Annotated in this window: 25 protein-coding genes and 4 tRNA genes; 2 read left to right on the forward strand and 27 right to left on the reverse strand. The window is 61.8% G+C overall.

Features of this window, described 5'->3' with window-relative positions:
• Window positions 1–298: 298 nt before the first annotated feature.
• From rplL to CFB17_RS06055, 10 genes are all read right to left on the reverse strand, one after another.
• Entirely contained in the window at window positions 299–682 is a 384-nt protein-coding gene (gene rplL / locus CFB17_RS06010) for a 50S ribosomal protein L7/L12 (RefSeq protein WP_088560494.1), read from the reverse strand.
• A 76-nt stretch (window positions 683–758) separates the two neighbouring features.
• A complete protein-coding gene (gene rplJ / locus CFB17_RS06015; RefSeq protein ID WP_088560495.1) occupies window positions 759–1,274 on the reverse strand; it encodes a 50S ribosomal protein L10 in 516 nt (171 codons plus the stop codon).
• A 288-nt stretch (window positions 1,275–1,562) separates the two neighbouring features.
• Window positions 1,563–2,258 carry a 50S ribosomal protein L1 gene (gene rplA, locus CFB17_RS06020; protein WP_088560496.1) on the reverse strand — a complete coding sequence of 232 codons (696 nt, stop codon included), beginning with the start codon at window positions 2,256–2,258 and terminating at the stop codon, window positions 1,563–1,565.
• 5 nt (window positions 2,259–2,263) lie between these two features.
• Window positions 2,264–2,695 carry a 50S ribosomal protein L11 gene (gene rplK, locus CFB17_RS06025; RefSeq protein WP_088560497.1) on the reverse strand — a complete coding sequence of 144 codons (432 nt, stop codon included), beginning with the start codon at window positions 2,693–2,695 and terminating at the stop codon, window positions 2,264–2,266.
• A 120-nt stretch (window positions 2,696–2,815) separates the two neighbouring features.
• A complete protein-coding gene (nusG, locus tag CFB17_RS06030) occupies window positions 2,816–3,346 on the reverse strand; it encodes a transcription termination/antitermination protein NusG (RefSeq protein WP_088560498.1) in 531 nt (176 codons plus the stop codon).
• Between the two features lie 15 nt (window positions 3,347–3,361).
• Complete coding sequence (secE, locus tag CFB17_RS06035) at window positions 3,362–3,559, reverse strand: preprotein translocase subunit SecE (RefSeq protein ID WP_088560499.1); 198 nt, start codon at window positions 3,557–3,559, stop codon at window positions 3,362–3,364.
• A 65-nt stretch (window positions 3,560–3,624) separates the two neighbouring features.
• A tRNA-Trp gene (locus tag CFB17_RS06040) sits at window positions 3,625–3,700 on the reverse strand.
• A 188-nt stretch (window positions 3,701–3,888) separates the two neighbouring features.
• Window positions 3,889–5,079: an elongation factor Tu gene (tuf, locus tag CFB17_RS06045; protein WP_088560488.1), complete on the reverse strand. Its 1,191-nt coding sequence runs from the start codon at window positions 5,077–5,079 to the stop codon at window positions 3,889–3,891.
• Between the two features lie 67 nt (window positions 5,080–5,146).
• Window positions 5,147–5,220 (reverse strand) — tRNA-Gly (locus CFB17_RS06050).
• 38 nt (window positions 5,221–5,258) lie between these two features.
• Window positions 5,259–5,344, reverse strand: a tRNA-Tyr gene (locus CFB17_RS06055).
• 143 nt (window positions 5,345–5,487) lie between these two features.
• Between CFB17_RS06055 and rlmB the strand changes: the two genes are divergently transcribed.
• Window positions 5,488–6,219: a 23S rRNA (guanosine(2251)-2'-O)-methyltransferase RlmB gene (rlmB, locus tag CFB17_RS06060; protein WP_165769449.1), complete on the forward strand. Its 732-nt coding sequence runs from the start codon at window positions 5,488–5,490 to the stop codon at window positions 6,217–6,219.
• 35 nt (window positions 6,220–6,254) lie between these two features.
• Window positions 6,255–6,330 (forward strand) — tRNA-Thr (locus tag CFB17_RS06065).
• 52 nt (window positions 6,331–6,382) lie between these two features.
• On the opposite strand, the gene CFB17_RS06070 is transcribed toward CFB17_RS06065, so the two are convergent.
• From CFB17_RS06070 to CFB17_RS06150, 17 genes are all read right to left on the reverse strand, one after another.
• Entirely contained in the window at window positions 6,383–6,826 is a 444-nt protein-coding gene (locus tag CFB17_RS06070; RefSeq protein WP_133063853.1) for a hypothetical protein, read from the reverse strand.
• A 156-nt stretch (window positions 6,827–6,982) separates the two neighbouring features.
• The gene (locus CFB17_RS06075; RefSeq protein ID WP_088560502.1) at window positions 6,983–8,335 is read right to left on the reverse strand and encodes a polysaccharide pyruvyl transferase family protein; all 1,353 of its coding nucleotides are present in this window, start codon (window positions 8,333–8,335) and stop codon (window positions 6,983–6,985) included.
• Window positions 8,336–8,846: 511 nt separating this feature from the next.
• Window positions 8,847–9,500 (reverse strand): DUF1345 domain-containing protein, encoded by a 654-nt coding sequence (locus CFB17_RS06080; protein WP_088560503.1) that lies wholly within the window; start codon window positions 9,498–9,500, stop codon window positions 8,847–8,849.
• 167 nt (window positions 9,501–9,667) lie between these two features.
• Complete coding sequence (locus tag CFB17_RS06085; RefSeq protein WP_243389758.1) at window positions 9,668–10,570, reverse strand: histone deacetylase family protein; 903 nt, start codon at window positions 10,568–10,570, stop codon at window positions 9,668–9,670.
• A gap of 18 nt (window positions 10,571–10,588) precedes the next feature.
• On the reverse strand, window positions 10,589–11,458 hold the full coding sequence (locus tag CFB17_RS06090) for an ABC transporter permease (protein WP_407642387.1): 870 nt from the start codon (window positions 11,456–11,458) through the stop codon (window positions 10,589–10,591).
• Between the two features lie 45 nt (window positions 11,459–11,503).
• Window positions 11,504–12,376 carry an ATP-binding cassette domain-containing protein gene (locus CFB17_RS06095; protein WP_243389759.1) on the reverse strand — a complete coding sequence of 291 codons (873 nt, stop codon included), beginning with the start codon at window positions 12,374–12,376 and terminating at the stop codon, window positions 11,504–11,506.
• Between the two features lie 75 nt (window positions 12,377–12,451).
• Window positions 12,452–13,186 (reverse strand): gamma-glutamylcyclotransferase, encoded by a 735-nt coding sequence (locus CFB17_RS06100; protein ID WP_088560505.1) that lies wholly within the window; start codon window positions 13,184–13,186, stop codon window positions 12,452–12,454.
• A 56-nt stretch (window positions 13,187–13,242) separates the two neighbouring features.
• Window positions 13,243–13,800, reverse strand: a complete 558-nt coding sequence (gene rsmD / locus CFB17_RS06105; RefSeq protein ID WP_088560506.1) for a 16S rRNA (guanine(966)-N(2))-methyltransferase RsmD — start codon at window positions 13,798–13,800, stop codon at window positions 13,243–13,245.
• A 6-nt stretch (window positions 13,801–13,806) separates the two neighbouring features.
• Window positions 13,807–14,622, reverse strand: a complete 816-nt coding sequence (locus tag CFB17_RS06110; protein ID WP_088560599.1) for a pseudouridine synthase — start codon at window positions 14,620–14,622, stop codon at window positions 13,807–13,809.
• Window positions 14,623–14,636: 14 nt separating this feature from the next.
• Complete coding sequence (locus CFB17_RS06115; protein WP_088560507.1) at window positions 14,637–15,377, reverse strand: gamma-glutamyl-gamma-aminobutyrate hydrolase family protein; 741 nt, start codon at window positions 15,375–15,377, stop codon at window positions 14,637–14,639.
• A 13-nt stretch (window positions 15,378–15,390) separates the two neighbouring features.
• A complete protein-coding gene (locus CFB17_RS06120; RefSeq protein ID WP_165769450.1) occupies window positions 15,391–15,738 on the reverse strand; it encodes an outer membrane protein assembly factor BamE in 348 nt (115 codons plus the stop codon).
• A 16-nt stretch (window positions 15,739–15,754) separates the two neighbouring features.
• Window positions 15,755–16,531, reverse strand: a complete 777-nt coding sequence (locus CFB17_RS06125) for a glutathione S-transferase family protein (protein WP_133063854.1) — start codon at window positions 16,529–16,531, stop codon at window positions 15,755–15,757.
• 314 nt (window positions 16,532–16,845) lie between these two features.
• A complete protein-coding gene (locus CFB17_RS06130; protein ID WP_165769451.1) occupies window positions 16,846–19,506 on the reverse strand; it encodes an AAA family ATPase in 2,661 nt (886 codons plus the stop codon).
• Window positions 19,503–20,621: a metallophosphoesterase family protein gene (locus tag CFB17_RS06135; protein ID WP_088560511.1), complete on the reverse strand. Its 1,119-nt coding sequence runs from the start codon at window positions 20,619–20,621 to the stop codon at window positions 19,503–19,505. Before CFB17_RS06135 ends, CFB17_RS06130 begins: the two co-directional genes overlap by 4 nt.
• Before the next feature lie 9 nt (window positions 20,622–20,630).
• Window positions 20,631–20,987 (reverse strand): gamma-butyrobetaine hydroxylase-like domain-containing protein, encoded by a 357-nt coding sequence (locus tag CFB17_RS06140; protein WP_088560512.1) that lies wholly within the window; start codon window positions 20,985–20,987, stop codon window positions 20,631–20,633.
• A gap of 1 nt (window position 20,988) precedes the next feature.
• Complete coding sequence (locus CFB17_RS06145; protein WP_088560513.1) at window positions 20,989–21,216, reverse strand: Trm112 family protein; 228 nt, start codon at window positions 21,214–21,216, stop codon at window positions 20,989–20,991.
• Between the two features lie 85 nt (window positions 21,217–21,301).
• On the reverse strand, window positions 21,302–21,973 hold the full coding sequence (locus CFB17_RS06150) for an LON peptidase substrate-binding domain-containing protein (RefSeq protein ID WP_088560514.1): 672 nt from the start codon (window positions 21,971–21,973) through the stop codon (window positions 21,302–21,304).
• Between the last annotated feature and the right edge of the window lie 16 nt (window positions 21,974–21,989).

Genomic DNA, 21,989 nt, shown 5'->3' on the forward strand with positions numbered 1-21,989 from the left:
CGCCGGGCCTCGACGTTAGACGCGATACTGAGGCCCTTGGCGCAACAGCGCGATACCGCGCCGGGGCTCCACTGATCAGGCAGAGCCGCCTTTTCAAATGCCGTCCAACAAGGACGGTGCCAGGCCGTTGGAAGCTGCAGGCTTGCTTCCGACGCCCCGCTGCACAAACGGATTTGACCGCGTGATCGCGACCACGCGGTCGTCCTACCTGATAGATAGGTAGAGACAGCTCCTTTCAACCCCCTCCTGCCCGGATAAGCCGAGCCGATTGGGGAGGGAGCCATCAGGCTCCGCGATCTTATTTAACCTCGACGGTCGCGCCAGCGGCTTCGAGCTGCGCCTTGATCTTGGCAGCGTCTTCCTTGTTGACCGCCTCTTTGACAGCCTTCGGCGCGGCTTCGACCAGGTCCTTGGCTTCCTTCAAGCCCAAACCGGTAATCGCCCGGACCTCCTTGATGACGTTAATCTTCTGAGCACCCGCGCTCGCCAGAATGACGTCAAACTCGGTCTGTTCTTCAGCCGGGGCAGCAGCGGCGCCACCAGCGGCACCACCAACGGCGGCCACCGCCACAGGCGCAGCAGCCGACACGCCCCACTTCTCCTCTAGAAGCTTCGAGAGCTCAGCCGCCTCGAGGACGGTCAGCTTCGAGAGGTCTTCGACCAATTGTTCGAGATTTGCCATCGCACCCACACTCCACAAGAAACTTCTATGCCGCCATCAAGGCGGGAGTTAGCTAAACAAGGGCTGGCTTTCGGCCTCAGCCCTCACCTTTTTCGGCCTTGGCGGCCAGAACTCGTGCCACCTGACCAGCAGGAGCCTGAAGAACCCCGACCAGACGCGATGCCGGCGTCTGGAGCACGGCTATAATCTTGGCACGCAGCTCGTCGAGCGACGGCAACGAAGCAAGCGCCTGAACCGCCGACGCGTCGAGCACATTGGCGCCCAAACCGCCGCCAACGATCTTCAGCTTGTCGTTCTTCTTGGCATAGTCGACGACGGCCTTGGTCGCAGCGACGGGGTCACTGGAATAGGCAATCGCCGTTGGCCCGACAAAAAGATCGGCGATGCTCTCGAAGGGCGTGCCTTCCAGCGCTCGCTTGGTCAGCCTGTTCTTCGTTACCTTGAATGCCCCGCCGGCCTTACGGACATTGCCGCGCAGCTCGGTGATCTCAGGCACACTCAGGCCCTTGTAGTGCGCGACTACGACGACGCCCGCCGTACCGAACACGCTCTGCAAGTCGTCGATGAATTGAGCTTTTTCGGCTCTAAGCACGATGGTCTCCGAAACCCTGGTCGGTCAGCCGCGGCTCTAAGGTTGCCAAGCGCCGCTGACTGGAGCGCCGACCCGCCATCGATATTCCAGATGCGCAGACACGAAAAAACCGCCTCATGCCACTGGCAATTTGAGGCGGACCCTGCATCGGAACTTGACGGTTCCAAAACGAGAGCTGGACCATAGCGATCCGTCTCCGTCATGCAAGGTCTAATTCGCGAAAAAAGGCATCCGGCTCTATTTTTCTCCCGCCGAGTTGGCTCAGTCGGGAGAAGTATCTCCTGCCGGTCAGGCCACCAGTGAAGCAATCTCGAGCTTCACGCCTGGGCCCATGGTCGAGCTCAGATGCGCGCGCTTGAGATATGTGCCCTTGGCGCCCGCAGGCTTTGCCCGGTTCACGGCATCAACGAAAGCTCTGACATTGGCGGCAAGCTCGGCCGGACCAAAGCTAGCCTTGCCGACACCAGCATGGACGATGCCCGCCTTCTCGACACGAAATTGGACCTGACCGCCCTTGGCCGCCTCGACGGCCTCCCTGACGTTCGGGGTCACAGTGCCGAGCTTGGGATTGGGCATCAAGCCACGCGGGCCCAACACCCTGCCGAGACGGCCCACCAGAGCCATCATGTCAGGCGTGGCGATGCAACGATCGAAGTCGATCGTCCCGCCCTGAATCGTCTCGGCGAGGTCCTCCGCGCCAACAATATCAGCGCCGGCTGCCTTCGCTTCCTCGGCTTTATCGCCACGAGCGAAGACAGCCACCTTAAGGGTCTTGCCGGTACCGTGTGGCAGATTAACGGTGCCACGCACCATCTGGTCTGCATGTCGCGGATCGACACCCAACGAGAGTGCCACTTCGATGGTCTCGTCGAACTTGGCCTTGGACGCACCTTTGATGGAGGCCACCGCCTCATCCAAGTCGTAGAACTTGTCCCGATCGATTGCCGAGAGAGCGGCCTTCAGCCTTTTGCCTTGCTTTGCCATCGTCCTCAGCCCACCACTTCCATGCCCATCGACCGGGCGGAGCCGGCGATCATCTTGGCCGCCGCATCGACGTCGTTGGCATTGAGATCGGTCATCTTCGCCAGGGCGATCTCACGGATCTGCTCCATCGTGACCTTGCCCACCATGGCGCCCTTGCCCGGCGTCTGGCTGCCACTCTTGAGATTGGCGGCCTTCTTCAGAAAATAAGTAACGGGCGGTGTCTTGGTGATGAAGGTGAAGGTCCGGTCCGCATAAGCGGTGATGATAACCGGAATCGGCATGCCGACCTCGAGACCCTGGGTCTGGGCGTTGAACGCCTTGCAGAACTCCATGATGTTAAGGCCGCGCTGACCCAGCGCCGGACCGATCGGCGGGCTGGGATTGGCTTTACCTGCTGGGACCTGCAGCTTGATATAGCCGAGGACTTTCTTGGCCATGGGCCACTCCTGATTCGCGGTGCATGCGCGCCTTCAGGCGCTCCCGCGTGGCTGATGACGGATGACCGCCATCCATTCTCACCGCCCGAGCCGTCACTGACCAGGACGATAACGAAAAGGTTAAAGCTTCTCGACCTGCGAATATTCCAGATCGACCGGCGTCGCACGGCCGAAGATCGAGACCAGGACCTTGAGCCTGTTCTTCGTGTCGTCGACTTCCTCGACCGTACCGTTGAACGAGGCGAATGGGCCATCGGAGACCCGGACCTGCTCGCCGACCAAATAGGAAATCGAGGGTTTGGGATGCTCGACCCCTTCTTTAACCTGATTGATGATACGGTCGGCCTCAGCATCCGGAATGGGTGAAGGCTTGCCGCCCGGCCCCAGAAATCCAGTCACCTTGCCGGTATTGCGCACCAGCGACCAAGTCTCGTCGTTCAACTCCATCTTCACCAGTACATAGCCCGGGAAGAATTTCCGCTCCGCCGCAACCTTCTTGCCGCGACGGATCTCGGTCACTTCCTCGACCGGCACCATGATCTGCTCGAACTGATGAGCCAGGCCCTTCTGCTCAGCCTGCTCCTCAAGGCTCTCTTTGACCTTCTTCTCGAAGCCCGAATAGACGTGGATGATATACCAGCGCATCGCCATGAAACTTGGGCTCCGTCAGATGCCAACGCCAAGGACCGTGCGTACGGCTATGGCGATGATCTCATCGACTGCAAAGAAAAACAGGCCTGCCACCGCTGACATGGCGATCACGCTGATGGTCGTGAACGTCAGTTCCTTGCGTGTCGGCCAAGTCACCCGGCCGAGTTCCTGGCGGACTTCACGAAAGAACTGCAGCGGTGACGTCTTGAACATAAATCCTGGCTACCAAAGAAAGAACAACGCCCTGCGATCAGGGACGGTCGGGACGGCGGCTGCGTTGGCAGGAGTGGAGGGGATCGAACCCCCAACCCCCGGTTTTGGAGACCGGTGCTCTACCAATTGAGCTACACTCCTAGGACGCGATCATCGGATCGAGTCGAAGAAACGCAGTCGCGACAGGATTCGTCCGAACGATTACCCTTTCGGACGGGCGTTCTTAAGTCACCACTTACCGATACGCAAGAACTGGAGACGCAAAAAGGAGCCGGCTCGGCTCCTTTTCGTGCCATCCGCTTCCGACAGACGCAGAAGCGGGCGCTATCTCAAGCGATGACGGATGCGACGACGCCGGCACCGACGGTACGGCCACCCTCGCGGATGGCAAACCGCAGGCCCTGCTCCATCGCAATCGGTGCGATCAGTTCGACTTCCATCGTGATATTGTCCCCAGGCATCACCATCTCGGTGCCCTCGGGTAGCTTGATCGAGCCCGTCACGTCCGTCGTCCGGAAATAGAACTGCGGACGATAGTTCGAGAAGAACGGCGTGTGACGACCACCCTCTTCCTTGTTCAGGATATACGTCTCGGCCATGAACTTCGTGTGCGGCGTGATCGAGCCCGGCTTGCAGAGAACCTGACCGCGCTCAACGTCATCTCGCTTCGTGCCGCGCAGCAGGATGCCGACATTGTCGCCAGCCTCGCCACGGTCCAGAAGCTTGCGGAACATCTCCACACCCGTGCACGTCGTCTTCTGCGTCGCCCGGATACCGACGATCTCGACTTCGTCGCCCACCTTGATGATGCCACGCTCAACACGACCCGTCACAACCGTGCCACGGCCCGAGATCGAGAACACATCCTCAATCGGCATCAGGAACGGCTGGTCCACCGCCCGCTCCGGCTGCGGAATATACGTGTCCACCGCCGTCATCAGCTCAAGGATGCGATCCTTGCCCACCGCGTCGTCCTTGCCCTCAAGCGCCGCCAGCGCCGAGCCCTTGATGATCGGGATGTCGTCCCCTGGAAACTCATACTTCGAGAGCAGCTCGCGAACCTCGAGCTCCACCAGCTCCAAAAGCTCCGGGTCGTCGACCATGTCGACCTTGTTCAAGAACACCACCAGCGCAGGAACACCAACCTGCCGAGCCAGCAAAATGTGCTCCCGCGTCTGCGGCATCGGACCGTCAGCCGCCGACACAACCAGGATCGCGCCATCCATCTGCGCTGCACCCGTGATCATGTTCTTCACGTAGTCCGCATGGCCTGGGCAGTCCACGTGCGCATAGTGACGATCCTGCGTCTCGTATTCCACATGCGCCGTGTTGATCGTAATGCCCCGGGCCTTCTCCTCAGGAGCCTTGTCAATCGAATCGTACGCCTGGAACGTCGCGCCGCCCGTCTCAGCCAGCACCTTCGTGATCGCCGCCGTCAACGTCGTCTTGCCATGGTCAACATGGCCAATCGTCCCAATATTCGCGTGCGGCTTCGTCCGCGAAAACTTCTCCTTCGACATCGACTGACATATCCTTACTGGCGCTCGAGGGCGATTGAGACGGTAAATTCAGACAGACCGCGTGGCCTGGAGCGGGTGAAGGGAATCGAACCCTCGTCATCAGCTTGGAAGGCTGTTGCTCTACCATTGAGCTACACCCGCGACACCCGAAGCCTATCACCGCTGCCTGAAATCGAGAATGGTGGAGGGGGTAGGATTCGAACCTACGTAGACGTTCGCCGGCAGATTTACAGTCTGCTGCCTTTAACCACTCGGCCACCCCTCCGCCGGCCCCGATGGGCTGCGAACCGGGCGCGAAGTATCGTCCTCCCTGGCCCTTGTCAACCTTTGCCGAGCCCGGCAAAGCGCTCGCGACTGGCTTTGATGCCGGTGCACCATCGATCCGCCCTTCCTTGCTGGAGAAAATGCATGCCCGCCCACGATCGAATGAGGTTCTATGGGCTGCATGCCGTGCAGGCGGCGCTCTTGAACCCCGCCCGTCCTGTCTATCGGCTGATCGCCAGCCGCAACGCTCTGCAACGCTTGGGCGATGCCGCGGCGCGACGAGGCGTCGACATCGAGGAAGCATCGCCCCGGCAACTCGAACGACTTGTGGGTCAGGACTCGGTGCATCAGGGCCTCGTCCTCGAGGTCGGGCCGCTGGCCCAGCGCGCGCTCACCGACGTCATCAGTGCCCAGCCAGCGCCAGCGGTTCTCTTGGCGTTGGATCAGGTGGAAGATCCACGCAATGTCGGTGCGATTCTCAGAAGTGCCACCGCGATGGGCGCTGATGCCGTCATTATTCCCGAGCGTGGCTCCGCGCTTCTCGGCCCTCTCTGCGCCAAAGCGGCAAGCGGCGGCCTCGACATCGTCCCGGTGGTCGGCGTGGCCAACCTCGCCCAGAGCCTGCTGACGCTGCGGGAGGAAGGCTTCTGGTCTTTGGGACTGGACGGCGCTGCGGATCTGGCGATCGAGGCCGCACCGCGCTATCCGCGCACGGTGCTTGTCGTTGGCTCCGAAGGGAGAGGCCTCCGACGCCTGACCGGCGAGCATTGCGATCTGATGGTGAAGCTCACGATCGATCCGCGCATGGAAAGCTTGAACGTCTCGGTAGCCGCCGGCATCGCTCTCTATACGCTTCGCCACCCGGGGCGCTCTTGAAGCTACCGCGTGCGCCCGGTAAAAGCACGCCTCGTGCCGGTGTAGCTCAGTTGGTAGAGCATCTGTTTTGTAAACAGGCGGTCGGGGGTTCGAGTCCCTCCGCCGGCACCACAATAGGAACCCGGCAGCGCCGCTCCACTGGCCCGGAACGGGAGATCAGAGTCTAGAATCGGGTCTTCATCTCGATGCGAAATTCGTCGAGTCCGACATTGTCCATGAGATTCGTCACACGCGACGAATTGTACTCATAAGGTGACTTGAGCGCCCAATCAGGATCGTCCTTGCGGTCGGCTACCACGATCCGGGTAGAAAGGGCGCTCGGTGCGTCGGTCGACTGTTGATCCTCCCCCGATGCGACGTCAGTCGACGTTTCAGCATCGGGTACAGCATCCCTGTTGGCGGCTTCGGCTCCGAACAGACCCGGATCAGCCTGGAGATAGAGCCTGGACGGCTTGGGCGGCGGCCGAGACAGCGACCTGGGAGCTTCCGCCATCGCCGCGCCAGCGGAAAAAAATACTGCCAGCAAGGCCACCGGCAGCCACGTCCATCCGAGACGATCGAATTTGAGGTGTGTCATCACCTGCCCCGATGATCGGGCCGCGCCCAATCCCGCCTTCGTCCTTCCAAGGCCGTCCCGATGCCGGCCGTCGCATATTATCTGGCTCTGTCCCACATAGACGTCAACGCACGTTTTCCGCACGCATGCGCTTCCCGTCGCCGGCGTGGCATCGAGGATAACCGCGCCATACCATGCTGGCGTGCGTCAAGCGGCCACCGGCGCCCCGATGCCCTCTTGATCCAGCTGCGGCTCTGCGAGCCCAGCGTAGTTGGCATGAGCGTCGGCGATCACTTGCGGGAGCATCCTCAAAATCTGGGCCCGCAAGGCAGGCAGTTCGTCGACGAAGCGCTGTATGGCCTGCGCGAATTCCAAAGTGGCCGCATGCGGGTCCAGCAGCAACCAGGAGGGCAAGTCGAAATGGCGGTATAGCCCTTCGAACTTGTCCTGGTAGATGAGCGCCATAACCGGCACGCCGCCGCCCAGGCAGCCGATGGTCAGATGCATCCGCCCGGCGACGACGCCATCGAGATGGTGGCCGAACGCCTTGATTGCCGGGGCCGAATGCACGCCCTGAACGGCATGAAATTCGGTATTGGGGTATTTCTGGCGCAACACGTCGCCGACGGCGTTGAGAACGATACCGTCACCTTCGTTCTCTCGGAAGTCGTGAGGCAAGAGTATCCAGGTCACGGGTCGGGAGGCCGAGACCATCGCCATGGCCTCGGCCATCCGCTCCACGAAATCGGTGAGGTCGGTCGCAGGCCGACCTTTAAACAAAGTCGGATGCAGGTTGACGGCGACCACAGCTTGCCCCGCAGCCCGGCGTTCTTCGACGAAACGCACGTCATTGTCGTGTGCAGGGCTCGGCTCGGGCGGCATGAGAAATGCGGTGTCAGCAACGAGCGTCGGCTTGGCGCGAGTGAACGCCCTGAAACGCTCGAGAGAAATCGGGTCGCGGAGGTTTATCACGACATCATCATGGAGGTTGTCGAAGATCGGTTTCAAGGCCGGACTTGGCGCATTGTTGAAGCTGAATCCCAGGACCGTCGAAGGGATGCCGCAACGCGCAGCCAGATCGGCGACGATGAGCATCTTGGCAGCTCCGCGGGCGCCATAATGCCCATCCAGGACGTCGGCGCCCAGGACCATAACAGCATCGGGCCGCTGCTGAGCCAGCATCTCCGTGATCGCGGGCACGAAGTCGGGGCGGCCCCATAGGCGCAATGGTACATAGCCGCGAGCCTCGGCGGCAAGCGACGCTTCCTCCGTTTGCGTCAGGACCGTGATAATAGCATCAGGCATGGCGGCCAGGACCGTCTGTGCAAAGACAGCGATCATCGCCTCCTCGCCGCGCGAGCCTACCAGGGTTCGCGGATCAGCCGGTACAAGCAATACGCGGCGCGGCGGCCATTTCGTGGCGAACCGCCGAGCGGTGGATTTGGCCATTTCCCAGGCCGCGACGTGGCGATCGAAACTGCGCTGCTCGTCCCATCCACTCCAGCTGTCGAGCATTGATCGCGGGGCAATGCGTCGTGCGAGCCGCTTCACCACAATCATGAGGCATCCATCCTAATAAAGGGTCTGCGACGTGCCGATCAGATCCCGTCATGAACGGTCCGAGAGCGAAAATTTGCCTAAATATCCATATAAATGATTTGTAAAATTGAAACCATCATACGTCGTCCGTTGCAAGCCAGAATTTTCGCTGGGAGGGAAGTTCTACATAGTTGCCATCGCTTATTCCAAAGCAGGGTTAAAATATGGGAAGAAAGGAAGCTAGGCATCCTTACTCAGAAGCGCCCTCTAGTGCGGCCCCTTGAGCATTCCACATCATGACACTTAACGCGAAATTCTATTAATCGGTTATGAAATGAGAGAATTTATTACAGACGGTTTATGTTTCTATTCTGAAATTTCTACCGACCGACAGGCGCTACACACTCGTCTCATAAAAAATGCTTGCGAAGATGACCGCTGAACGGACAATCGATCGCCATAACCGGGGCTGGCAACGGCAGCGAAACTCAATTCAGAGACGGTCAAGGCATGAATTTGGGCGTGGCGTCGTTCAGTGCGCCTGACCCGCCACGACATTGATCGCCAATGCAATGATCAATGTATTGTAAAAGAAAGCCACGACCGAATGTGCGAGAACCAGACGGCGCATCTTGCTGGTCGTCGTGTCGATATCGGCAACCTGGGCTGTCATGCCGATGACTAACGAGTGATAGAGAAAATCGGCGAAGTCGGGCTCCTTGGCGCCGGGAATATCGAGCCCGCCCGCGTCCTGCCAGATACCTGCCATATCCCGCCCGCCATTATAGAAGCGGTGAGCGTAATGCGACGTCATGATGATGTGAAACGTGAACCAGCCGAGAACGACACTGACGATAGCGAGCACGATGTTGAGTGCTGCCGGTTCGCCCCCACCATTCAGAATCAGAAAAATGGACGTGACGCTGGACGCGATGACGGCCAGGACGATCAGGAAAATAGCGGCAACGCCCTCGTCCTGCTGCTTGGCCACCTTGCGCATTGATGCTGGCGTCTTGTGCCCGACACTCACCGCAATGGAGGCCAGATAAAGGACAAAGAAAGCGTCCGATGCTAGCACGATCCTAAACGGATGCGTCATCGGTGACGTCAATAGCCAGACGACGATGCCAAAGCCGAGAGCCGCGAAGATCCGCCAGTGGCTGCGGACGTGGATCTTGAGCATCATCCTCGCGTTCCAGCTATCGTGATTGCCGCTCTCGCGCGATGACGGCGCGAACTGCCATCGGTCGACCTATAGCTACCTCATCTTGCAGGCCAGGAACACGATGAAGGCAGAACGTTCAACGACAGTCATGGTCGAGCGCTATATGGTCAGGCTGCGTGAACGGCCAGTTATCGCACCGCCATTGCGGCTTCCTCGAAAAGGATGGCGTGCCGAGCCGCCAGGCTCCGCATGTCGGTGGCGTAGCCTCCACCTAGCGTGCCTGCCAGCGGGATGCCCTGTCGCAGGCAGCTCTCGATGACAAAACGATCGCGACGACGCAGGCCCGCGTCGCTCAGCGCCAGGCGTCCCAGTCGATCCTCGACATGCGGATCGACACCCGCCACGTAGAAGGCAAGATCCGGGCGCAGCCGCGCCAGCAGCGCCGGCAGCACGGCCTCGAGCGTCGCCATATAGCAGTCGTCGTCTGCGCCCTTATCCAGGCTGACGTCGAGATCGCTCTGCTGCTTGTGGACCGGAAAATTCTGGCGGCAATGAATGGAGAATGTCCAGGCGCGGGGGTCGCTCGCCAGAATGGCTGCCGTGCCGTCACCCTGATGCACGTCGAGGTCGATCACGAGCACGCGGCGCACGCTACCTTCGTCCAAAAGCATCGTGGCGGCGACTGCCACGTCGTTGAAGACGCAATAGCCGCTACCGAAATCCCGGTAGGCATGATGACTGCCGCCTGCCGTATTGCAGGCAATCCGATGATCGAGAGCCAGACGTGCCGCCAGCAGCGTACCGGCCACAGCCGCCTGGCTGCGACGGGCGAGCATGGGCGAAAGAGGAAGGCCTAGAATTCGTTCCGCCTGCCTCGATAAGCGCTGCTCGAGGATGGCAGTGACATAGGCGGGATCATGAACCGTCTCGAGCCATGCCCGTGGCGCGGGTTCGGGCGTGAAAAGCGTTTCGCGCCTGGCCAGATTTAGCTCTTGCAACCGTTCGAAAAGGCGAACGAATTTGGGCATGGGAAAGCGGTGCCCGGCAGGCAGGGGGATCGAGTAGTCGGGATGGAAGACGATAGGGAGCAAGGTTCGCCCGTCCCTTCACTACTCGCCTTTGCCGGTCGCAGCGACGAAACCTTTAGCGGGATTATAACCCCAAAGTGCCAAGCCGAGGAACAAGGCGGTCCAGCCAAGCGTGAGAAGGGTCGAGCTAGGATCCAGCTTGGCATAAAAAGCAAAACGGATGAGTTCGACAGCCGGTGTAAAGGGGTTGAAGGTGCAGACTTGAAAGAGAAGATAGCTGGCTTCACGCACGCGCCAGAGCGGGTAGAGAGCCGATGATGCGAAGAACATCGGAAAGATCACGAAATTCATGACGCCGGCAAAGTTCTCAAGTTGCTTGACCATCGAGGAAAGAAAAAGGCCGAGCGAGCCCAGCATCAAGCCGGCGAGCACTAAAGCTGGAAAAATTGTGAAATAACCGAGTGCGGGCCCCTTGATGTCCCAGAACCAGGCGATGGCCAGGAAAACATAGACCTGGATGCAGGCGACAAGCGTAGTCGCCAGGAGCTTGGAGAGAAGAAGGAACCACCGCGGCAGAGGGCTGACCAAAAGGACGCGCATCGAGCCCACTTCGCGGTCATAGACCATGGAGAGCGAGCCCTGCATGCCGGCGAAGAGGAGAATCATGCCGGCCAGGCCTGGGGCGATATACACCTCGTAGAGGACATAGGTGGCATAAGGTGGCTGGATCGAGACGCCGAGGACGGAGCGAAACCCGGCGGCGAAGATGAAGAGCCAAACCAGCGGGCGAACCAGAGCCGAGAAGAAACGGCCGCGCTGCAACAAAAAGCGGAGAGCTTCTCGAATAAGGATGCCCTTAAAGCAGATCAGCCAGGGATTTCCGCGCGCGACCGCGGGCGCCTCCGGCGCGCGAGCCTCCGTGTGCTTCGGCTGTCGCCCCGCCAAGCTGATCTCACCCACATCCATCTCCTCAAAAGCCGCCCTGCCGGATAGGTCTCAGACCTTCGCCCTAAGCAAGCTAGTCGGCTCGGATTTGCCCGTGAGCCGGCGATAGGCATCAGCGAGATCTGCAGCCCCGGCATTGGCCACGACTGTCTCGACATCGCCCTCCGCTTTGACATTACCACGATCGATCACGACGACCCGATCCATTGGCAGAATCTCGTCAATCAGATGGGTTGTCCATAGGACCGCCAGATTCTCCCGCGCACAAAGGTCATGCACATGGAGAACGATATCCCGCCGGCTGTCGATATCGAGCCCGACCGTGGGCTCGTCCAAAATTAGAAGGACAGGATCGTGGACCAGGGCGCGTGCCAGCTCGACACGCCGCCTGAGGCCGCCTGAAAGCGAACGTACAGGGCTTCGCGATCGATCCGTCACGTTCAGGCGGCTGAGCGCCCAACTGACACGCGCCCGCGCTGCCGCCGGACGCAACCCGTAGAGTCGGGCTGCATAGAACAGATTTTGCTCGACCGTGAGGTCCGGATCGACCGTCGGCCGCTGAAAGACGACCCCCATGGCAGCCAGTGCCGCACGAGGGTCTTTTGAAAGGTCCCGACCCGATACGAGAATTCGCCCGGACCGTGCGGTAAACAAGCGGGTCACAAGCGACATGAGCGTCGTCTTGCCGGCTCCATTCGGCCCCAGAAGGGCGGTAAAGCGACCGGGCGGAACCGTGAAGCTCGCCCGATCAAGGGCCAGCCGCTCACGCGAGTAGGCGAAGCTCACATTCTCGATCGCCAGAACCGGGGCGCTTGATGAGGCCTTGCAGACACGCCGGTCCTCGAGGGCCGGCGCCGGTCCATCTGCCGACGTCAAGCCGGGCATGGCCGCCTCGCCTGAGTTCGCCGCATGGCGTCCTTCCATTATCCCGTCCTGACCGACGTCGGTTGCCTGTTCCGCCCGCTCGTGGGGCTCACTCCTGCGATCTTGCTTCGCCTCTTAGGACCCCGCCGACGCCGCGACAAGCGCAGCGGCAGCTTCTTCATCGCCTTTGCCGGGGCGCCCCTCGGCGAGAAGAGCGCGGCGATAGTCACGCACCGCATCGGCCAGACGGCCCAGTCTGCTATCGTCCATGCCAAGGACGCGTAGATGGTCGACCGTTGAAAAAAGATAGTCTCGGCTGGACCCGATGTCGCCCTCGGCCAGTGCCAGGGTCTCGATTACCCGCGCCTCGTCGATCTTGCCCGTGTAGCGCTCATGCGCCCGATTGATCGTAAAGGTTATGCCCCGAAACCGATTGACGCCATCGGAGAGGGCCACCCAGGTCGGACGATAGGCAGCCGTCACCATCTCGCGCCGCCAGACAATATCAAGCTCGACCTCGAGTTTCGCTGCCTCGATGCGAAAGGCGAGCCCACGGCAGGAACCGCCCTGCTCTAGACCAAGAACCAAGCCAGGCCGCTCCTGAGTGCCGCGCCCGCCGTGCGTCCAGAGGCAGAAGTTGCGATGCCAGCCGCGGACGCGGACGGGACGCCGTTCGGCGAATTCGATGCAGGGGTTCCAGATCAGCGATCCGTAGCCGAAGAGCCAGAGATCCCGACCGGGGTCGCAGTCCCTGAGCGTGGCCTCGATCGATCGCCGGCGCTCGGCGTCGCCCAGGGCGTTACCCTCCCCCGAGCGCGCCACCAGCGCCTCGATCCAGCCGTTCAGAATTTTCTCGCGCGTTAAGGACATGGGCAGCGATCAAGCACCATCGTTTGATTGATCCTAAGCCCAAAAACCGCCAGCCGTCAGGTTCCTTGTCGCGCTGCGGCAATAAAGAGGAAGCGCGCGGCACCGTAGCGTCTTTCGTCAAGCAGCGCCCATTCGGGCGACAATACCAGCGTTTCACGCGCGGCCAACTCGACGATCACCCTGGCGGAGGGCGCCAACCAGTCCGACCCGATCAGCCCGGTCAGCGCCCGGGCCGCTAGATCCGAATGGTAGGGAGGGTCCATGAAGACGATATCGAAGGGGTCGCCGCTGGCTCGCCCTAACCGCGTGGCATCGCGCCTCAGAAGATCGACGCTTGCAGCCCCGAGCACGCGAATGTTTGTCTGGATGACGTCGATCGCGGCGCGGTCCTGCTCCACGAGCGTTACGGCAGCAGCACCTCGCGACCAGGCCTCCAATCCGACAGCGCCTGTACCGGCGAAAAGATCGAGAAAGCGCGCGCCGTCAAGGGATGGCGTTCCATGAGCGAGAATGCCGAAGAGCGCCTCGCGCGCTCGATCGCTGGTTGGACGCACTAACGTATCGCGCGGTGCCTCCAATCGCCGTCCGCGTGCCGTGCCGGCAATGATTCGCATCCGCCTCTAGCCCTTTGCGCGACTGGCGGCACTCGTCCGCGCGCGATGCGGCGACTCGATGTTGAGCCCGAGTTGATCATTGAGCACCTTGCGCGGCACCTCCTCGATGCCACGCTTGGCTAGAGCCCCCAGCTGAAAGGGCCCATAGGCCAGACGAATGAGCCGATTGACCGAAAGACCCAGATAGTCGAGCACGCGGCGGATCTCGCGGTTCTTGCCTTCTCGCAACGACATCGTGATCCACGCATTATCACCTTGATAACGCTCGAGCCTGGCCTCGATGGGTCCATACGCCACGCCCTCGATTGCGATCCCCTTGGCAAGACGGCCCAGTGTCTGGTCGTCGGTCAGACCATAGGCCCGGACCTTGTAGCGCCTCACCCAGCCCGTGACCGGCAACTCAAGCCGCCGCTTCAGCTCGCCATCGTTGGTAAGGAGGAGCAGGCCCTCCGAGTTGAGGTCAAGCCGCCCGACCGGCATCAACCTCGGCAGACCCGGCGGCAAGGTGTCGTAAAGGGTTGGCCGCCCGATCTCGTCACGCGCTGTCGTCAGGACACCTCGCGGCTTGTGGTAGCGAAAGAGCCGAGGCGGCTCGGCTTCCGGAAGCAGCCTGCCGTCGACCATGATCAACTGGCCCGCCCGGACGTCGAGAGCCGGGCTATTAATCACGCGGTTATCGACCTTGACCCGGCCATCCTTGATCCATGCCTCGGCCTCGCGCCGCGAACAGAGCCCGGCCCGCGCGATGCGCTTGGCGATCCGCTCGCCCGATCCCTTGGATCCCTCCACCGAGGCCGGCTTGTGGTCACTGGCCGTTGCCATATCGCTGCCTGTCACTACTGCTGGGGTCGAAGGGTGTTTCGACGTCCTTCGGACGCCGCCAACACGAAGGATCTAAGGATTGCTCGATCGCCGTAGCTGATATGGTATTCGGGGTGCCACTCGACGCCCAGGCAGAAGCTCTTGCCCGGATGCTCGATCGCCTCGACGACACCATCTGGTGCCCGTGCGGTCACTTCCACCCCCGGGCCCACATGGGCCACGGCTTGATGGTGCGCGCTATTTACGGGCAATCGATCGGCGCCTGTGATGCGGGCTAGAAGCGAATGTGGCTCGATCAGGACGTCATGGCCGGGCTCGGTGCGCGGATTGGGCTGTTCGTGCTGGATATCGCTCTGAACGGCGTCCGGCAGATGCTGGATCAACGTGCCGCCCAAGACGACGTTTAGGAGTTGCTGACCACCGCAGATCCCAAGGATCGGGAGGTCGCGAACCAGCGCACCCTCAATGATTGCCCGCTCGAATCGGGTGCGTCGGGGTTTGAGAATAACGGTCTCGTGCTTCTCTCCTTCCCCATAGAGTGCGGGATCGACATCAAAGGCGCCGCCGGTGACGAACAAACCGTCAATGAGATCTAGGTATTCGGCGACGAGTTCGGGCTCGTGCGGCAGTGGGAGGGGCAAACCGCCCGCTTCACTGATCGAATCGCAGTAATTCTCGCGCAACGCGTACCAGGGCAGCTTCGAATAGCCACCCGGCAATTCGGCGTCGAGCGTGATCCCGATCCGTGGGCGCATGATTGTCGGAACCTCAGCCGTGCACGGCGACGCTGGCGCAATTGCCGTCGCCCGTCTCATAGACACGCTCATTCGGCGTCAGCACTACGTGAAACGGTTGGAGCGCCTCATCGGCGCCCTTCGTCTGGTAGTCGAGGCAGCGGCCAGGGGATTGTGTCGTTTCAGCCAGAGGCTGGCCGGCGGTCGATAGAACCTGTTCTCGTGTCGTGCCGACCTTGATATCGGCCGCGGTCGCCGAGGTCAGCGGACCGGTGGGCGCGGTGGTGCAACCGGCAGAAACGGTAGACGTGGCCAAGCCCACGACGAAAAGGCGCACGAGTCGGGAGTTTTCCAAACGGGCTCCGATCTGTTCGATGCTCAATCGATGCATGGCCGGTTCAAGGGTCGCCGTAAAGACCACCTTCCATGGTCTCGCACCATTGAACGAGCTCGGGGAATTCCAGAGCAGCGCGCTTGAGACCTGTCTCGACCGGCACCTTCACGATATTAGCGAGAAATCCATAGGCCACGGCGTCGATGGTCGTCAGCTGTTCACCTAGAAAGAAGGTATGGGTGTTGAGCTGGGCCGCCACCGCTTCGAAATCGCGGCGCGCCATGTCGTAGACCTCGTCCGGCCGATGCCGGCTGATACCCTGGGCATAGAGTTGACGGCGTATGGCGTTGCGGATGAAGAGTTTGCCGAAGGGACGCAGTGCCGCTGGCAGGCTCGTGAAATAGGCCGGCGCGGTGGCGCTCCAGCCTTCAGGATCAACCCAGCGACTATAGGCGATGATATAATAGAGATGATCCTCGAACAGCCGCTGGAACGCGCAAGCCGTCGCCAATGCGTGACGATCCAATCCCGCGTCGGGATCGATTCCGCGCGTGGCCTTTAGATGTTCGATGATAAGCGTCGAATCACCGATTTCCTGGCCGCCGTCGACGATGAAGGGCAGCTTGCCCTTGGGGGCCTTTTGCGTGTTGATCGATGCTCGGATCTCGAACGGCAGACCGGCCAACCGCAACCACGTCTCAAGCTTCAGACAAAAGGGGCTGGCGTTCATTCCCCAGATCTGGGGGAACTGGACCAGCCGCACCATCGAGGTGCGCAGTTCGGGCGCTTCTCCTTCCTCGGCCATTGTCATAGGCAATTCGTCGGGCGCGTCCCTCCGCACCGGCTGCTCCTCGCGAGGGGCCTCATGGGAAACTGAGGCGGTCTTCGTGCGCACTGGCAACAGGGCCCTTATACTTGATCTGTCGAAATCGAAAAATTCGTGATCATCGCCATGAGGTCCGTGGTGGCGCCTTTCTTCGCAAAGCGATTGGCCGGTCGATCGTTTCGCGCCGATAGCTCAACCCGCTTCAAGTTGCTCCCGGCGGGCGCCACCAACCCTGACGGCCACGCTTAGAGGTCTTGCTATTCGATAATGCATCGGGACCGACTGTACCAGCGCAAGCAGCATTTTTGTCGAGGGGGCCGGAAAATCGTTCAGGATTCGTCGGTACGGCACTCTTCCAGTCGCACGAGCCGCGCGTCCAGGCCGACATAGTCGCGTGGCCGGCAGGTCAGGATGATGATCTGCTGCATGTGCGCCGCCTTCTGCAGCAGCGCCTTCATGATCTCGAAGCGCCCTTCGTCGGCATAAGCCAGCGCATCGTCGAGGATCAGACAAGGAGCTTCGCCATCCTGATCATGGAGGAGTTGCGCCAAGGCCAGGCGGACCAGAATGGCGATCTGCTCCCGCGTGCCGACGCTGAGACTGGCAAAGTCCTCCTCTTCGCCCTCGCGACGTAGCGCCAGAGGTGCGAGCGTCTCCGGGTCGAGCACGATATCGGCGGCGGCAAAAAGGCGTGACAGATAAGGCTGGAGACGTCGCGTAACCGGCAGGACAAGCCTTTCCTCCACATTTCGCGCCGCTGTCTCCAGTTCGGCCGCCAATAACCGCCAAGCATGCGCCTCGCGGGTCATAGCCGCGGCCTGTGCCCGCGCCAGCTCAAGGCGCCCAGTGCGCTCGGCAAATGCCTCGCCCAGAGCGGCATCGCCCGCGCCACGAAGCTGGTAGGCGAGTTCGTCGACTCGACGGTCGAGACGTCGCTGCTCGGCTTCAAGGTCCTGGACGGCACGCCTGGCCATCGCCGCCGCCTCTTCGGCGCCATCGGGATCGGCGGCCATGAGCCGACGCTCGGCAATCTCGAGATGCTGGGCAGCTTTGTTCATGTCGGCGCGCTGCTGGACCAAGGCGGAGGCCAGCGCCTCGTCATCCAACACCGCAACCTCGGCCGCGAGCCTCGATTCGACAGCCAGACATTCATGGCGCGTGGCTTCGAGCCGGGCCTCCGCCTTGGCGGCCGCTATACGCCGCTCGCTCAACGCCGTCTCGACAGTCCGCAGGTGCGTGGCACTTGCTTCCACGGCTTGCCGGCAGAAATCGATATCGGGTAGATCGGACGCCTCGACCACCGACTGCATAGTCTGTGGCAATGCCGCAAGCTCGGCTTCGACCTCGTCGAGATGCGCCCGCGCCATCGCCTCCGTGGTAAAGCCGGTGGTGCTGAGACGAGCGGTCATGCCCTCATCCACGGCGGCCAATTCGCGCAAGGCACGTTCCCGCTCCGCGGCGACGCGCTCGGCGGCTGCCAGGTCCGCTACGTTGAGCTGGGACAGGGCAGATTCGAGCGCAAGGGCCGCATCCGCTGCCTGGCGGCGGCGCGTGGCCAAGGCTTCGCCACCCGGCATGATCGTAAGGCCGCCAAAGCCCTCGAGCTCAAGAAAGGTCTGCTCCGTAAGCCGCAAGGCCGCGTCTGGATCGACAGCCCGGCCGCCGATACGGATCGCCCCCTCCTTCTCAGGAGCAAAGCGGACCAGGGTCGCGGTCGCTTCAAGGGCCGCCATCGTCTGGCGCCGCAAGCCATCCGTTGCCCGCAGGTCCCCAAGCTTCTTGGCGTCGACAGTCATGGCCGCGAGATCCGCCACAAGCGCACGACGTCGCTTCGAGGCCTCGGCGAGTTCTTCCAGCACAGCCCGCAGCCGACCAGCCTCCGCCGCCAGCACCTGCCGGCGGTGGTTCCCCTCCTCCAGGCGTTGTCGCGTCTCGGCCGCATGCAGCAGTTGGCTCGCTTCGGCCGCCGCATGCTCTGCCGCGGCAACCTCGCGCTGGACACGACGGAGATCCTCCTGCATCGCGTCTTGCTCCGCCCGGGCGGTCTCGATCAGCAGCATTTGCCGGCCGATCTCAGCGCGCAGATGGTCGCGGTTTTTTGCTTGAGCCTCCGCCTGATGACAGGCTGCCGACGCCGCCTTGAAGGCATGCTCTGCCAGCTGACATTCCTGACGCGCGGTCCTGGACTGCGCCAACCTCAACTCGGCATGTTCGGCTTTGAGCCGCGCCTCGGGCAAAGGATCGCGCGCCATGAAACGCTGGCGCTCCGCCTGGCGGGCAAGAAGATCGGCGCGCAGCGCATCGAAGACCTTGAGTTTGTCCGCCAGGATCTTCACCTCCGAGTCGAGCGCGTCCACGAGGCCCAAGGCCTTGGCATAGTCACCGACTGGTTTGTCCTTGGCGCCGAAGAATTCCTGCCGTCGAGCCCGCGCTCGCTCCAGCACCTGTCGCCCGCGGGGGCCGATCGCGAGGCCGCCGACCTCGCCTTCGATGGCATGTTTGAACCTGTCCCGCGCCACGGCGAGCCGGGCACTGGTCGCCTCGGGATCGAAGCTTGTCGTCTGGTCGACCCAGAACACAGCCTGCAAGCCATGGTTCTCGTATTTGTTGCTCCGACGCGCCAGGCGCTCGAAACGAAGCAGGTCGCGCAGCTTTGCCTCGGCCGCCTCGCCTTCCAACCGGCCGCGCGGCGTCTCCAGGACGGTGCCCAACCGGCGAAAAACCTTGGTTAGACAGTAGGCGGCATTGTGCTGTTCGAAGGCGATCTCAAGGGTCGGCACGCCGTCGCGTCCGAGCGGATTGAAGCTCAGGCGGTCGCGGCCGGAAAGACCAGCGGGTTCAAAAAAGGCAGCCTTGATCGCCTCGAGGAGTGTGGATTTGCCTTCCTCGTTATCGCCAGCGATGATCGTCAGCCCGTCGCCGATACCATCGATCAGGATGGGATCAGCGAGCTTGCGAAAATGCCGGACAGCGATCCGCCTGAGCTTCAAGCTTCCCCCTTCGCCTGTTCTTGCCAAAGCAGACGCAGGGCCAAAGTTGCTGTGTCTCCCTGGGGCCCGGCGGCGAGATCGCGTAGTCGTGCCGCCGTCCGGCCGAGCAGAGAGCCCTCATCCAGCCGCGCGAGCTCGGACTCACTTGGTGCGAGCCTCGTGGCGTCATCCAGTTGCAGATGCCGAAGGCGGCCCTGCCAGCGATCCAGTGCCACGTCCAGCGCGGCCCGGCCATCGAGATCCACCGAGCCTTCGAGTCGCAGCCAAAGGAGCAGCGTTTCGACGGGACCGAGATCACCGATTAGCGCGCCCAGAAGATCGTTGAACGCTGATGGCTCTGCGGCGGTAAGGTTCAGCGTGCGGCGGTACCAGCGATGCCTGCCCACCGCTACCCGCTCGACGAGCGGCAGGGCACCCGGCCTCTCGATCTGGGTAAGCAGAACGTTGCCCGAGTCGTTGTCCTTGGGCCGGTCGGGTTCTGGTGTCCCCGCATAATGCGTACGCGCGTCGATGCTGCGGGTGCCATGCCAGTCACCAAGCGCCAGGTAGTCCAGGCGTGCGCGCTCGGCGCGGTCGGCGGCAATCGGATTGGTCGCCTCGCCCTGATCGGGCAGGTACCCCTCGATCGAGCCATGAGCGAGGCCAAGGCGAAAAATACCCTCTGGCGTCGATGCCGAATCCATCCAGGCCGAGAGATCATCCAGCGTGTGGCGTGTCGTCAGGGGCGCTGGCAAGATCACTGCTTGCGTCCCTGGCAATGCCAGCGGCAAAGGCTCCATCGCCACATGGAGGTTCGCCGGCGCGCCCAAGCGGGCGAGGCGATGCCAAACACTTTCCGGCAGGGCCGCGTCATGATTGCCCGGCAACATGACCCAAGGACCGCGATAGCCCTCCAGCGCGTCCAGCAAGCGGTAGATGGTGCGCATCTCGACGAGATTGCTGTCGAAGACGTCTCCGGCCACAAGGACAGCGTCCACCTCGCGCGCCGTGGCCAGTGCGGCGATGCGGCGGACCACGGCAAAACGCTCGTCGCGGAGCACCGCGCCGGCATCGCCCGCAATATGGCTGAAGGGAGCGCCGATCTGCCAGTCGGCCGTATGAAGAAGCTTGAGCACGATGAACGATCAGTCGCGCGTCAGGCCGGCCTGTGCCATCCCGTCCAGATAGGCACGCCAGAGCGCTTGCTGGTCGCGGCCGAGCTTGTGGAGATAAGCCCAGGTATAAAGCCCTGTATCGTGGCCGTCATCGAAGACGATTCGGATCGCATAGTTACCGACAGGCTGGATCTGGGCAATTCCGACCATCCGCTTGCCGGGCACCAGCCGCTTTTCGCCCGGACCATGCCCCTGAACCTCGGCTGAAGGGCTCTCTACGCGTAAAAGCTCGGCCGGCAGACTAAAACTCTCGCCATCATCGAAGACGATTTCGAGCGCTCGCTCGGCGCGGTGGACCTTGATATCGCGAGGCCAGGGGTCCGGCATGTCAATCCACCCTGATAGAAGAGGGAATTCCCTCGCCCTCCTCAAGCGGCCTCGCTTCGTCGACGAGCATGATCGGAATGCCGTCGCGAATGGGATAGGCCAGCCCCGCCTGATCGCTCACCAATTCCTGGCGCAGGCGATCGTAGCGAAGCGGTCCCTTGGAAAGGGGGCAGACCAGAAGATCCAAAAGACGGGGATCGACCGCCGGGCCGCTCGGCTCCTCATTCATTCCTTGTCCTTCCCTCATCGCAACCGTCATTGGTTCGAAGCTCCGCTCGAGCCTCGTCAGTCGACGATGCCCTTCAATGGACCTGCTAGTGGCGTACGCCACTTTCGCTAATGGCCGCTGCCCTGACATCCATGTCCATGAGCGTAGTCAAAAGCTCGGCTTGGCCGGCAATGTCCTGTGTCTCCAACAGCGCCTGTTTCTCGCTCGGCCCAAACGGGCAGATCATGGCAAGCGAAATCACGAGAGGGATCATGGGCGCCTCCTCGATAGCCCGCCAGTCCGCCTCAATACCCTGGAGCTCAAAATATCGCGCCAGGACGTCGAGTAGTCGGACACGCAATGCCGCCGGAGGCTCTTCGGGCTCGCAATCCTGTCGCCAACGCTGAAATCCCGCCACGACCTGGCGATAGGGCGTGTCGACCTCGAGTTCCTCGACGACGTCGAAGCGCGATATGCCAGAGAGCGTGATCAGGATTCGACCATCATCGGCTTCGGAAAAATTGGTGATCCGACCAACGCAACCGACGCCATAAAGAGGCGATGCCTGCCCGCTGGGACCGGCGCCAGCATGCGTCTCGCCGACTTCCCTGCTCTGGATCATGCCGATGATGCGGTCCGTCCGCATCGCATCGCGCACCATCGCAAGATAACGCGGCTCGAAGATGTTGAGCGGTAGATTGCCGCCCGGCAGAAGGAGCGCGCCATTCAGCGGAAAAACCGGAAAGCGCTGAGGAAGACTCTCGCCGACGAGGCTCATGCGCTCCCCTGCCCGC

This window comes from Arboricoccus pini, from assembly GCF_900187945.1.
Taxonomy (GTDB): Bacteria; Pseudomonadota; Alphaproteobacteria; order Geminicoccales; family Geminicoccaceae; genus Arboricoccus; species Arboricoccus pini.